The 13,152-nt window shown below is 66.4% G+C and carries 9 protein-coding genes and 1 pseudogene; 4 read left to right on the forward strand and 6 right to left on the reverse strand.

Translation table 11 applies throughout. From position 1 onward, the window contains the following. Positions 1-275: 275 nt before the first annotated feature. Positions 276-2,369 carry an acyltransferase family protein gene (locus tag RWO33_RS15355; protein WP_314105966.1) on the forward strand — a complete coding sequence of 698 codons (2,094 nt, stop codon included), beginning with the start codon at positions 276-278 and terminating at the stop codon, positions 2,367-2,369. A 60-nt stretch (positions 2,370-2,429) separates the two neighbouring features. Here the strand turns inward: RWO33_RS15355 and RWO33_RS15360 are convergent, their stop codons facing one another. The 3 genes from RWO33_RS15360 to RWO33_RS15370 all read right to left on the reverse strand — a co-directional run bounded on the left by RWO33_RS15360 (position 2,430) and on the right by RWO33_RS15370 (position 7,951). Further along, on the reverse strand, positions 2,430-2,573 hold the full coding sequence (locus RWO33_RS15360; protein WP_314105968.1) for a TonB-dependent receptor: 144 nt from the start codon (positions 2,571-2,573) through the stop codon (positions 2,430-2,432). 115 nt (positions 2,574-2,688) lie between these two features. Further along, on the reverse strand, positions 2,689-5,265 hold the full coding sequence (locus RWO33_RS15365) for a M14 family zinc carboxypeptidase (protein ID WP_314105981.1): 2,577 nt from the start codon (positions 5,263-5,265) through the stop codon (positions 2,689-2,691). 19 nt (positions 5,266-5,284) lie between these two features. Continuing rightward, on the reverse strand, positions 5,285-7,951 hold the full coding sequence (locus tag RWO33_RS15370; RefSeq protein WP_314105969.1) for a TonB-dependent receptor: 2,667 nt from the start codon (positions 7,949-7,951) through the stop codon (positions 5,285-5,287). Between the two features lie 187 nt (positions 7,952-8,138). On the opposite strand from RWO33_RS15370, the gene queD reads away from it, so the two are divergent. Next, the gene (gene queD / locus RWO33_RS15375) at positions 8,139-8,492 is read left to right on the forward strand and encodes a 6-carboxytetrahydropterin synthase QueD (RefSeq protein ID WP_314105970.1); all 354 of its coding nucleotides are present in this window, start codon (positions 8,139-8,141) and stop codon (positions 8,490-8,492) included. A 190-nt stretch (positions 8,493-8,682) separates the two neighbouring features. Here the strand turns inward: queD and RWO33_RS15380 are convergent, their stop codons facing one another. From RWO33_RS15380 to RWO33_RS15390, 3 genes are read right to left on the reverse strand one after another with little or no spacing between them, the layout of a single operon-like run. Next, positions 8,683-9,768, reverse strand: a complete 1,086-nt coding sequence (locus tag RWO33_RS15380) for an alpha/beta hydrolase (RefSeq protein ID WP_314105972.1) — start codon at positions 9,766-9,768, stop codon at positions 8,683-8,685. Positions 9,769-9,802: 34 nt separating this feature from the next. After that, positions 9,803-11,284 carry a HAMP domain-containing sensor histidine kinase gene (locus RWO33_RS15385; protein WP_314105975.1) on the reverse strand — a complete coding sequence of 494 codons (1,482 nt, stop codon included), beginning with the start codon at positions 11,282-11,284 and terminating at the stop codon, positions 9,803-9,805. Next, positions 11,281-12,003: a response regulator transcription factor gene (locus RWO33_RS15390; RefSeq protein WP_314105976.1), complete on the reverse strand. Its 723-nt coding sequence runs from the start codon at positions 12,001-12,003 to the stop codon at positions 11,281-11,283. The genes RWO33_RS15385 and RWO33_RS15390 overlap by 4 nt, the downstream gene beginning before the upstream one ends. A gap of 147 nt (positions 12,004-12,150) precedes the next feature. On the opposite strand from RWO33_RS15390, the gene msrB reads away from it, so the two are divergent. Both msrB and RWO33_RS15400 read left to right on the forward strand, forming a co-directional pair. After that, the gene (gene msrB, locus RWO33_RS15395; protein ID WP_314105978.1) at positions 12,151-12,690 is read left to right on the forward strand and encodes a peptide-methionine (R)-S-oxide reductase MsrB; all 540 of its coding nucleotides are present in this window, start codon (positions 12,151-12,153) and stop codon (positions 12,688-12,690) included. A gap of 70 nt (positions 12,691-12,760) precedes the next feature. Then, a pseudogene (locus RWO33_RS15400) lies at positions 12,761-13,152 on the forward strand (cytochrome c biogenesis protein DipZ); the annotation flags it as partial.

Here is a 13,152-nt window from a genome sequence, read left to right on the forward strand (position 1 = left end):
GCGATGCGCCGCGCCACGCCCATGCCGGTGCCAAGACCGGTGGCCAGCGTGACGGTGCCGGTCGTGGTGCAGGCCGAGGTGCCGGCAACGGTGCCCCGCGCGGCGGCCAGCCGCAGGGCCAGCGCCGTGGCGGTGGTGGGCGCGGCCAGGGCGGGGGTCGCGCTGGCTGAGTGCCCAATACACGCGTCAAATCAAAAGGGAACGGCGATCGCCGTTCCCTTTTTGTATTGAGCGCCCAGGCAATGTGCCTCTCAGAATAACTTTGCTGACCTTGCATGCTGCAAGCGTTATTATTCCGTGAATTCATCCACCCCATCAACGTAGGAATAACAGTGTCCAAAGGAATTGTTTCAACATTGTGGCCCGCCTGGGGGCGCCACGATGCGCATGGAGGCTACCGCCCTGACATCGATGGGCTCCGTGCCATCGCAGTTGTGGGAGTGCTGCTATACCACGCATTCCCCAGCCTGCTCCCCGGCGGATTCGTCGGGGTGGACGTGTTTTTTGTAATCTCTGGCTTTCTTATCACTCGCGTCATCATCGACGGACTGAGTCGTTCGAGCTTTTCCATCGCCGATTTCTACGCCCGGCGAGTGCGTCGAATCTTTCCAGCGCTGTTGTTGGTGCTTACCGCCTGCCTGATTTTCGGCTGGCGGGCAATGTTGGCCGAAGACTTTGCGCACTTGGGAAAGCACGCTGCGGGCGGCGCCGGTTTCATTTCCAACCTTGTCCTGTGGAGCGAGGCGGGATACTTCGACCAGGCATCGGCAAGCAAGCCCCTGCTTCACCTATGGTCGCTGGGCATCGAGGAGCAGTTCTACCTGGCCTGGCCTTTGATGCTCTGGGCCGCTTGGCGCGCCCGGTTGCCTTTGATGCCTTTCATCATCGCCACGGCAGCGATTTCTTTCCTGATCAACCTGCACCTCCAGGGGAATAACCCCACTGCCGCCTTCTACTCGCCCCTGTCGCGCGCATGGGAGCTGATGATCGGCGGGATGCTTGCACACTGGAGTTCGGCTTCGGGTGCGCGTGAACGCGATTGGTGGATTAGCTGCTTGAGCTCCCTGCGGGTGCGGTCGACCCCGGCATTGGCCACTGGCATGCGGTCGGCATGTTCGTTCATAGGGTTGGGGCTGCTGTCGATCAGCCTGGTCTGGATCAACTCCAGCATGCCGTTCCCCGGCTTCCGTGCCCTGCTTCCTACCGTGGGAACCGCGCTGTTGATCGCTTCCGGGCCAAACACGCCGGTAGCGCGGTGGCTGCTTGCCAGCCGACCGTTCGTCTGGATCGGGCTGATCAGCTATCCACTCTATCTTTGGCATTGGCCTCTCTTGACGCTGGCGGGGAACGCCTACGGTTCGCTCGGTACCCCGGAGCGTGCCGGCCTTCTGCTCGCAAGCGTAGGACTGGCATGGCTTACCTGGCGCCTGGTGGAGCGTCCGTTGCGCTCTCCGACCCGAGGCGGATTGAAGGTGCTGGGCCTACTGCTCGGCATGGCGGCGATAGCGGGTTCCGGCCTTTTAATCTGGAAGAAAGAAGGGCTTCCGTCGCGGTATCCGGAAATCGTCAAACGCGCCACCGAGTACGACCTCGAGGGGTACCGGGCCGCGCTGCGCCATCAAGTGTGCTTCATGGAGCTCGGCACCAACGCAGAACGCTATGCGCCGGAGTGCGTCGATGGTGGCAACCAAGCGCTGTGGGTGCTCTGGGGCGATTCTTCTGCTGCGTCGATGTACACCGGCGTGCGCCACCTGCAAGAGCGCTCGGGCAAGATGCGTTTGGCGCAGTTCACCTCGTCGTCCTGCCCGCCGATAATGGACTACGATGCGCCGAATCCAGATTGCAGGTTCAACAACGATTGGACCATGGGCAAGATCGAGCAGCTCAAGCCGGATACGGTGCTGCTCTCCGCGATGTGGCATTACTACGATAACGCAAAGCTTGCCGGAACCATTGCGCAGCTGAAATCGATTGGCGTTCGACGGGTTGTCCTGCTCGGCCCTCCTCCGTCCTGGAAGGACACGCCATCACGGATCGTATTCAATATCTGGCGCGACGATCCGCTTCATACCCCGCCGGGACCGCGTCTGGATTACGCCAAGTACGGGATGGGAGAAGGTGAGCAGGCCGCTGGAGGAGCTGACTACCGCACTTCCGTGGCAGACGCATTCCTGAAGAACGTCGCTGTGACCAGCGGAAGCGAATATATCTCGCTGACCGAAGTACTCTGCAACGAAAAAGGCTGCCTTACCCGCGCGGATGCAGACAGCGGTGAAACGTTCTATCTGGATATCGTCCATCTGACCCCCGCCGGCGCCACGTTCGCAGTGAAACAGATCAGCCCCCAGCTGCTGCGTAACACGGAATAGGGGCTGCGCAGAGCGCGTGCGCTCCTTTGAGAGCGCACGCGATGCTGGGTTGTTGCTGCCTTAGTAGACACCGCGCACGCGCTGCCACAGGTAGTACTCACGGTTCGTCAGGTTGTAGGTGCCGGCACTGAGCCGCCATTGGTCGCAGGTGTTCCAGCTGCCGAACAGGTCCAGCACGGTGTAGCCGTCGGCCTTGTCCGCCATGCCGGGGTGCTGACCGTGCCATTGGCGGCGGTGGTGTAGCCATCGTCCGCGTCCTTGGCCAGGGCAAGGCGGCCGGATGCCGGCCACGGGGGCGCGCCTGGCGCCCCCGTCGCGATCACCCGCGCGGCTTGGTCGGGTTGAGCAGGTTGCCGAAGAACACCGCGTTCAACAGGATCCGCTCGGTACCGTGCCAGTACTTGCGGTGCGCCGGGTCGTCGGCGAACAGCACCACGTTGCCCTGCCCCTGCGGCGACACCAGCAGCCAGGCGGCACCGGCCACGCGGCTGCGGTTGTTCTCGGACAGGTAGCCGTTCACCCGCGGACTGTCGTCGATCCGGACCACGGTGGAAAACGCATTGCGGCTCGGCTTGAAGCTGATCCCGTTTTCCTTGTTTACGGCCAGCTGGTTGCGCGGCAGGCCGAAGCCCAGCGGGTGGCTGGTATCGACATCGGCGCTGAGGATGTTGCCGCTGACCCGCTCAATCGCGGCGATGTCGCGCTGGTCGCCGAACGCACGGCGCGCGCCATCCGGCTCCTTCTCTTCCGCGCCCAGCACTTCATCGCTGAGCTTCTGCTCGATCGCCCACTTGGCCGCGCTGCCGTAGGTCACCAGCGAGCCGCCGGCATTGATCCAGCGCTTGAGCGCTGCCACCGCTGCGGCATCCACGCCGCTGTAGGTACCGCCGGACAGCACGATGGTGGTGTACCGGTCCAGGTTGACCTTGCCCAGCTGCGCCGGGTCCAGCTTGCTGGCCGGCAACTGCACCTGCTGGTCCAGCACGAACCACGCCGAGCCGATTTCGGTGGCGCTGACACCCTCGCCCATCACCAGCGCCACCGCCGGCTTGCGCAGCGACTTGACGCTGTCGCTGCCGAGGTCGATGCCGCCGCGGCTCTGGCCACTGGCCAATGCGTGCACGACCACGCCACTGGCGCGCGCGACCTCGTCCACGGCGACGCGCAGCGCTTCCCCGTCGAGGGTCTGCCCGGCGACCGGGATCACCACGCTGCCGCGCGCGAACGCCTGCTCGCCGCTAGCGGTGCCCGCAGTGAACGGCTGGAACGCGGCGCGTGCCAGGATGCCCTTGGCCTGCAGTGCGTACAGAGCCCGGCTGGCGTTGTAGTCGCGCCAGTCGAACACGTAGGCATAGCCGGCCTGGCCGCCCACCACGCCGCCCTGTGCGGGCGGCAGGCTGCTGATCCGCTCACCGCCGGCCACGCGGCTGCGGCTGCCGGCAAAGGCCAGCCCGTACGCCGGGGCGATCGCATACGAGGTGCTGCCGTAGAACACGTCGCCCTTGATCGGCGGCGTGTCGGCGAAGATCGAATGCACCAGGCGGAACTGCGGCTGGGCGGTCGGCACCACGTAGGCGCTGCCCGGCTCGAAACGCTGGCCGTCCACGGTGACCGCCGCGGTCAACGCCTGCACGGTGATCTGGTGCTGCAGCAGCAGGTCGAGCAGGCGCCGGGTCAGGCCCGGGTCCTTGGCATCGCCGAACACGAAGGCCTTCACCGGCTGCTGGCTGGCCTGCTTCAGCGCGGACTGGAAGAATTCCTTCTGCAGCTTCAGCAACCCGTCGCGCTCGGTCACCGCACCGCGCACGGTGCCCAGGCCGGTGGCGACCTGGTTGCGGATGGTGAACGGGAAGGTCAGCAGGCCGTTCACCGATTCCTGCACGCGCCCGCGCGAACTGGCCTGCTCCACCGTAACGCCGACTGCGCCGTGGAAATCCGGATAGGTAGAGCCGTACACCGGCGAGAAGTTGTCGAAGTTTTCCCCGGTGTAGTAGAGCGAGCCCAGCGCATCCAGCGACTGCGCGTGGTACTTGGCGAGGGTCTTGTTGAACTCGTATGACGAAGCCGGCAGCAGCGGGCTGTGCATGCTCGCCGGCGACGGTTCGAAGTAGTAGGTGCTGTCCTTGCCCATCTCGTGGAAGTCGATCTGGACGTTCGGATACCACTGGTGGAAGTACGCGATCTTCGGCCGCGTGTCCTGCTGGGTCAGCGCCAGCCAGTCGCGGTTGAGGTCGGTGAAGTAATGGTTGGTGCGCCCCTGCGGGAACGGCTCCACGTGCTCCTTGTCGGCCGGGTCGGCCGAGGCCGGCGACGACGCATAGGCGTTGTGCCAGCTGGCGGCACGGTCGCGCCCGTCCGGGTTCTGTGCCGGGTCGAACAGCACCACCGCCTGCTGCAGCCACTGCGCGGTTTCGGCGCTGCGGTTGGCCACCAGGTAGTAGGCCGTGAGCAGCGCGGCTTCGCCGCTGGAGGTTTCATTGCCATGCACGCTGTAGCCCAGCCACACCACCACCGGGCTGTTGCCCGCCGCCGACAGCGGCTGCGCCGGATCGGCCAGGGTCACGTGCTGGCGGCGCAGGGTGTCCAGCTGCTGCTGGTTCTGCGCCGCGGTGACCGTGGCGATGATCAGCGGGCGGCCTTCGTAGCTGGTGCCGATCTGCTCGACCTTGATCTTGTCGGAGTGTCTGGCCAGCTCATTGAAGTAGGCCACCAGCTGGTCGTGCCGGGTGTAGCGGCTGCCGATCTCGTAGCCCAGGAACTGCTGCGGGGTGGGAATGGCCGGATCGAAATCGCCGCCCTTCGGGAAGAAATACGCGCTCTGTGCGAACGCCGGTGGGGCCAGCAGCCACAGCGCGCCCACCAGCCAGGTGATGGGGCGCGGGAAAACACGGAACAAGGACACAGCAACCCCTCTCTCAGAAGCGGTAATCGAAGCCGACGGTGAAGTAACGACCACGCAGGTCGTACTGGCTGAAGTCGTACGGCGCGCGGATGCCCGGGAACGAGGCGTCGTACGGCGGTTCCTCGTCGGCCAGGTTCTGGATCTTCGCGTACAGGGTCAGCTTCTCCAGCCCGGTGTAGGCCAGGTACAGATCGAACTGGCTGTACGAATCCACCCGGTCCTGCACGGCCGTGGCTGCTGCACTGGCCTTCTGGTCGTAGCCGCTGGTGTAGTACCAGGTCAGCGCAGTGCGGAAATCGGCGTAGCTCCAGTCCAGCGTGGTGGTGGCCTTGTTCTTGGGCAGGGTGGCGCCGAGGTTGCTGCCGGCGTAGTCCACCAACGGGCCGCCGACCACGGTGGGACGGCTGTAGTCGCGCACGTGGGTAAAGGCGGTGGAGAGCGAGAAGTCGCCCGCCGCTGCGGTCGGGAAGCGCTGGCGCAGTTCCACGTCGAAGCCGGAGGTCTTCAGCTCGCTCAGGTTCTGGTAGCGGTTGAACACTGCCAGCAGCTTGCCGCGCTCATCGCGGGTCACCGCGCCCGGCACGTCGTTGGTGACCAGGGTCTGGGTGTTGTTGGTGCCGACCAGGTTCTCCAGTTCGATGCGGTAGTAATCCACGCTCAGGCTGGTGTTGGACCACGGCGAGAGCACCACGCCCAGGTTGTAGCTCCTGGTGCGTTCGGGCTTGAGGTCGTTGTTGCCGACCGTGAAGAAAGTCGGGTTCTGGCGCGAGCCGGGCACGTCCGGATCGCGCGGATCGATCACGCTGCCGTAGGCGATGCTGGTGCTGTTGGAGTTCTCCGACAGCGACGGCGCGCGGAACCCCTTCGAGGCCGCGGCGCGCACCAGCAGGATGTCGAACGGCTGCCAGCGCAGGCTCAGCTTGGGCGAGAACGCGTCGCCGAAATCACTGTAATGGTCGGCGCGCGCGGCGGCCTGCAGTTCCAGGCGCTCTGCCAGCGGCACGTTCACTTCGGCGTAGGCGGCAGTGACCTTGCGCTCACCGTGCACTTCGGCGATGGCCGGGCGGATCTGCAGGCCGGCGTCGATCTGCCACGGGTTTTCCGAATCCAGCTTCTCGCGGCGCCATTCCAGCCCGGCGGCGAAGCCGATCGGACCGGCCCAGGTGCTGCCCAGTCCGCCGGAGATCTTGGCGTCCACGCCCTGCAGCACCGATTCGGCCGGGCGGAGCGTGCTCAGGTTGATGCTGTCGAGGACCGCCTGCGGGGTCGCCGACGGATCGAGCAGGTTGTAGCTGCCGGTGGCCAACGCGTCGGCCAGGGTGAAGCGGTTGGCGAAGCCACCGGAGACGGTTTCGCGCTCGCTGCTGCGTGCGCCGAACGCGCCCACTTCCCAGTCCCAGTCCTGCAGGCTGCCGCGCAGGCCGACCACGCCGCGGTAGGCGGTGGAGCGGTTGGTCTTGATGGTCGGGCCGAGGTTGAAGAAGGTGTACTCGATCGGGATCGCGCGGCCATACGGGTTGAACGGGCTGCTGGCCGGCAGGTTGGACGACACCGGTTCGGCCAGGCCGGTATCGGCGTTGAGTGCGAAGCGGCCGCTTTCCAGGGTGAAGAACGGGCTGCTGCCGAACCACGACACGCCCTTGATCTCGCTGTAGATCACTTCGCCGAAGGCTTCGACGTTGTCGTTCACCTTGAAGGTGCCGTTGACGTAGGCCTGGTAGCGCTTGGTCGACGGAATCAGGGTGGTGTAGGGGGCCAGGTTGAAGCCGCAGGTATTGCCGGGCAGGCCGTCGATCGGCGCGCTGGGCACCAGCGTGGTGTTGTCCGGGCACTGCCCGTTGGCATCAAGCATGGGCACCGAGGTGCCGTTGACCAGGAAGCGGGCGCCCTTCGCCGACCAGCCGTTCCAGCGGCCGCCGGGCTTGTCGGTGTAGATGCCCGACCTGGTGAGGTCGCGCTGGTCCTGGTCCAGGCGCTCGCGGTTGTAGCCTTCCAGGCTGACCAGGATGTTGTAGCCGTCGGTGTCCAGGTCGCCGATGCCACCGATGAACTTCAGGTTCTGCTCGTCCAGCCCGCCCTGGTCGGCCGTGCCGACGCTGCCGCCCAGCTCGGCGCCCTCGAAGTTCTGCCGAGTGATGATGTTGACCACGCCGGCCACCGCGTCCGAGCCGTACACCGCCGAGGCGCCGTCCTTCAGCACCTCGATGCGTTCCACCGCGACCATCGGCAGCGCGTTGAGGTTGACGAAGGTGTCGGACAGGCCACCGGCCGGGAAGCCGTAGTTGGCCAGGCGGCGGCCGTTGAGCAGCACCAGGGTGTTCTTCTGCGACAGGCCGCGCAGGCCGATGCCGGCCGAGCCCGAGGCCCAGCCATTGTTGGTGGTCTCGTTGTTGGCCTTGCCGGTGTTGGCCGAGATCGAGCGCAGCAGGTCGGCCACGGTGGCCTTGCCGGTCGCTTCGATCTCCTGGCGACCGATCACCTGCACCGGATTGGCGGTCTCGGTGTCGGTGCGCTTGATGTTGGAGCCGGTCACCCTTACCGCGGCAAGGGTCTTGCTGTCGCCGGCGGCGGTATCGGGGCTGGCCACGTCGGCGGCCGCGGCGGTATCAAGGGCAAACGCAGGCAAAGGCGTAGCCAGGGCGGCGGCAAGGGCCGCCACGAGAAGGGTGTGCTTGGGCATGAACTCAATGGGGGTGGTGGACGACGAGTTCCGCAGTAATCCATGCCAGGCCGTTAACGGGCCAATAACATCGCTTCATGCGGATATAACGAAAGATAACATCGCTTCATCCGGATGGATATGTTTTTGTTTGCAACCATTCCGTCCGCGGCACGATCGATCGGGCGGCAGGCCTTACAATGTGGGCATGGAAATCTTCAAAGTCTTTACCCTCGAAGCGGCCCACCGCCTGCCCAACGTGCCGCCCGGCCACAAGTGCGCGCGGCTGCACGGCCACTCGTTCCGGGTGGAGCTCAAGGTCGAGGGCGAGCCCGGCGAACACAGCGGCTGGATCATGGATTTCGGCGACGTCAAAGCGGCCTTCCAGCCGATCTACGACCGCCTGGACCACCACTACCTCAATGACATCCCCGGACTGGAGAACCCGACCAGCGAACGCCTGGCGATCTGGATCTGGAACGAGCTCAAGCCCAGCCTGCCGGCGCTGAGCGAGGTGACGGTGCATGAGACCTGCACGTCCGGGTGTCGGTACCGGGGTTGAGCCTGGACTTCAACCGGTTGTTCCTGAACGGTTTTATAAAATCTGGACCGTTTCGGGCATTTATTGTTGCAATGCACCAAGATCGGCGTATGCTGCAATGCATCAAATGGAATTTGCGTGGGTCCCTCCCCCCACGCAAGCCCAAGACCCGACAGAACCCTCCCTCTGTCGGGTCTTTTTTTTGCCCACGTCACCGCGCCAGCGGGCGCACGATCTGCACCAGGCTCAACAGGGTTTTTCCCGGCTCTTCCCACGGCACCATGTGCGCGGAATGTTCGAACCACACGCCCTGCTTGAAGGGGGCCTGCACGGTGTTCAACCAGCGCTCGGTCGGTGCGTTCGGCGTGGTGTAGTCGTGGCGCCCCATGAACATCACCACCGGGATCGGGAAGCGCGTGACCGGGTTGAAATCCACCTTCAGCATCTGCGGCAGCAACGGCCCCAGCGACAGCACGCTGCCCTTGTCGATGTTGCAGCGATCCGCGTCCGTGTAGTCCGGTGAGAGCTTGGCTGCGCCGAAGTAGTACTTCGAATCATCGCGGTATGCGGTCAACCCGCCGTAGTACTGCGGCCAGGTGCGCGCGGTGATGATCCGCTCGCGGGTGATCGGGGTGTTGCCCGGGTACGGTGCGATCGCTTCCAGTTCGGCGACGGCCTTGGCGTTGCCGTGCGCTTTGGCCTGTGCCAACCCGTAGTCGAAGCTGATCTTCTCGTTCTCCACCTGGTTGATGATCTGCCCGATCCCCACATAGGCATGGAACAGGTCCGGGCGCTTCAGCGCCGCCTGCATCGCCACGATGGTGCCCCAGCTGTGCGCCACCAGGATCACCTTGCGCTGGCCCAGGTGCGTGCGCAGGTGTTCGGCCACTTCGATCGCATCATCAACGTAGCGTTCGATCGTCAGCGTCGGCGCGATGGCCTCCGGCGACGCTTCCGCAAAGGTCTTGCCGGCGCCGCGCTGGTCCCAGTCGACCACCGTGAAGTATTCCTCCAGCGGCCGCTGGAACTGCCACAGGCTCGGCGTCACCGGGCTCGCCGGGCCGCCGTGCACGAACAGGATCACCGGATTGGCACGGTCTCCGCCACGGATCGTGAGCCACTGCCGCAGCCCACCAATCGGCGTGGCGTACTGCTCCTGGATGCCATTCGGGGTGGTGATCCGCTGCAGGTCGCGCACCACCGCGCGGGCGGGTTCGAGTGCCGATGTGTCAGGGCAGGATTGAGCGGCAGTGGATGCAGCGGTGGACAGCAGGGCCAGGCAGATGAGTGCGCGCATGAAACCTCCGGGGTCCGGGGCATCTTGCCACGCTCTACGGGTGACGGGCTGCCGTGGCGGCTGGGAGGGTGAAGACGAACAGCGCGCCTTCGCGGCTGTCCAGCAGCCGGATCTCGCGGCCGTGCAGCTGCAGGATCCTGTGCACGATCAGCAGGCCCAGGCCACCGCTGTCCGGGCGGTCGCTGCCCAGCGCCGGCGGGGTGTGGAACAGGTCCTCGCGCCGCGCCGGCGGAATGCCCGGGCCGGTGTCGGCCACGCTGACCTGTACCTCGCCCTGCACCGCCTGCAGCGTCACCGTGATCCGCCCCCCTTCCGGCGTATGCCGGATCGCGTTGTCGAGCAGGTTGGTCAGCACCCGCTCGATCAGCGCCAGGTCGGCATCCACGCCCGGCAGGCCCGGAGGAATCTCCGCCGCCAGGGTCTGCCGACGCGCCTGCGCGGCCAGTTCGAATTTCTGGAAGACATCCTGCACCAGGTCCGGCAGCGAGAACGCCTGGCGGTCCAGCACCACCCCGCCGTGCTCCAGCCGGGCCAGCTCGAACAGCGCCTGCGCCAGCCTGCCCACCTTGTGGCTCTGCGACAGCGCGATGGCCAGGTAGCGCTGGCGCTCTTCAGGACTGAGCGTGGCGTCCTTCAATGCCAGCGTTTCCAGGTAACCGTGCAGCGACGACAACGGCGTGCGCAGGTCATGCGAGATATTGGCCACCAGCTCGCGCCGCTGCAGGTCCTGCTGGCGCAGCTGCTGCCACTGCTCGCCCAGGCGCTGGCCCATGTGCCCGAAGCTGTGCTGCAGGATCGCCAGCTCGTCGCGTTCGCCGGCGCGCAGCGGGGTGGGCGGCAGCGCCTGCGCCGGCGCGGCGGCATCCACGTCGAAGGACTGCACGCGGCGGGTCAGCTGGCGCAGCGGGCGGGTGACCCAGCGGAACGCCACCGCGCCGGCCAGCAGGCCGATCACCGCCACGATCGCCAGCGACCACAGCGTGGTCCGCAGCGTGGCGTTGGCGGCGATGTTGGCGGCCAGCGCCTCGCGCTGCTCGCCCACCAGGACCACGTAGATGTAACCGGCCTGCCGGCCCTGCACGAACAACGGCGCGGCGTTGAACACCTTGCGTCCGTTGGCGCTGCGCGGATCGTCACCGAGGATCGGCAGCGGCTCGTCGCGCAGCAGCGCCTGCACCGGCGCCAGGTCCACGCGGTCACGCTTGAGATGGCCATTGGGCGCGTCGTGGCCGAGGATGCGGCCCTGGTCATCCAGCAGGTAGACCTCCACGCTGGGGTTCACCGCCATCAGCTTACCGAACAGCGCGCGCACCTCGCCGCTGCGCATGCCGCCACCGTCCATCAGCTCGCCACTGCGCGCGATGTGTTCGGCCAGCCCGCGCGACAGCCGCTGCACGGTTTCCTGCTCGTGCACGGTGGTGCTGCGCATCTGGATCCACATCAGCGCGCCACAGCACACCAGCAGCAGCGCGAAGAACGCCACCGACAGGCGCTGCGACAGGGTGAGGCGGATCATGGCGGGGTGCCTTCGCTGCCATCGACCAACTTGTAGCCGCGGCCCCACACCGTCTGGATGCGCTGCGGCGAGGCCGGGTCGCGTTCGATCTTGTTGCGCAGCCGGTTGATGTGGGTGTTCACCGTGTGCTCGTAGCCATCGTGCTGGTAGCCCCAGACCTGGTTGAGCAGGTCCATGCGCGAGTACACCTGGCCCGGATGCCGGGCGAAGAAGTACAGCAGGTCGAACTCGCGCGGGGTCAGCTCCAGCGCGCGGCCCTCCACCTGCGCGGTGCGCGCCACCGGGTCGATGCGCAGCCCGGCCACGTTCAGTTCGCCAGCGTCGATGCGCGCGTTCTGTGCCATCGCCTCGACGCGGCGCAACAGCGCCTTGACCCGCGCCACCAGTTCCAGCATGGAGAAGGGCTTGGCCAGGTAATCGTCCGCGCCCAGTTCCAGGCCCAGGATGCGGTGCACTTCACTGGCACGGGCGCTGGTGATGATGATCGGCGTGTAACGCGCCATGCCGCGCGCGCGCCGGCAGATTTCCAGTCCGTCCACCCCCGGCAGCATCAGGTCCAGTACCAGCGCGCTCCACGGCTGCGCGTCGAGCAGGGCCAGGCCGTCGTCGCCGGTGGCGGCGTGGGTGACCTCGTAGCCCTCGTCGCGCAGGTGCATGCGCAGCAGGTTGGCGATGTGGACATCGTCCTCGACGATCAGGACCTGTTTTGCACTGCTCATCGGCACGCGGGGGAGTGGCGGGAAGGTAGCCGCATTGTGGTCGGATCCGGAGCTGAATGTGTCACGGAAAATTTAACCCTGCGTGAGGATTCGTTGATCGGCCCGGGCGCAGCATGGCCCCATCGTTTCCAGAGTGGGAGATCGGCCATGCGCTGCACCCGTCGCAAGCTGCTTGGCATGGGCGCCATCGGCGCCGCTGCCGGCCTGTTCGGCCTGACCGCCTGCAGTGGCACCGCACCGGCCGCGCCGGCGCCCTCGCGCCGCTTCGAAGTGATGCGCACCGATGCGCAGTGGCGCGAGCAGCTGACCCCGGCGCAGTACGCCGTGCTGCGCCGGCAGTCCACCGAACGACCGTTCAGCAGCCCGCTCAACAAGGAGCACCGGCGCGGCACCTTCAGCTGCGCCGGCTGCGGGCTGGCGCTGTTCTCCTCCTCCACCAAGTTCGACAGCGGCACCGGCTGGCCGAGCTTCTGGGCGCCGCTGCACGATGCGGTAGCCGAAGACCGCGACACCACGCTGGGCATGCTGCGGGTGGAAGCGCATTGCCGGCGGTGCGGTGGGCACCTGGGGCATGTGTTCGATGACGGGCCGCGGCCGACCGGGCTGCGGTATTGCATGAACGGCGTGGCGATGAACTTCATCGCCGCTGACGACGAGACCCGCGTGCGGATCCCGAACCGTACGTAGCGCCGGGCCTGCCCGGCTGGATGCTTGACGCAGCCGGGCAGGGCCCGGCAATACCGATAAGGAACATTCAATGATTCTGCTTGTCCTGGCCTACCTCGGCGGCGTACTCACCATCCTCAGCCCGTGCATCCTGCCGGTGCTGCCGTTCGTGTTCGCCCGCTCGGACCGCCCGTTCCTGCGAAGTGGCCTGCCGCTGCTGGTCGGCATGGCGCTGATGTTCGCGGTGGTGGCCAGCCTGGCCGCGGTGGGCAGCCAATGGGTGGCGCAGGCCAACCAGGTCGGGCGCTGGGTGGCGCTGGTGGTGATGGCGTTGTTCGCGCTGGCGCTGCTGTGGCCTCGCCTGGCCGATCATCTGCTGGCGCCGTTCCAGCGCGTCGGGGCGCGGCTCAGCGCCTCCGCCGATGCCGCCAGCGCGGCCGGCCGCGGCGGCGTGGGCACTTCGCTGCTGATCGGGGCGGCCAC

This window comes from uncultured Stenotrophomonas sp. (assembly GCF_963519925.1).
GTDB classification, from domain to species: Bacteria; Pseudomonadota; Gammaproteobacteria; order Xanthomonadales; family Xanthomonadaceae; genus Stenotrophomonas; species Stenotrophomonas maltophilia_AE.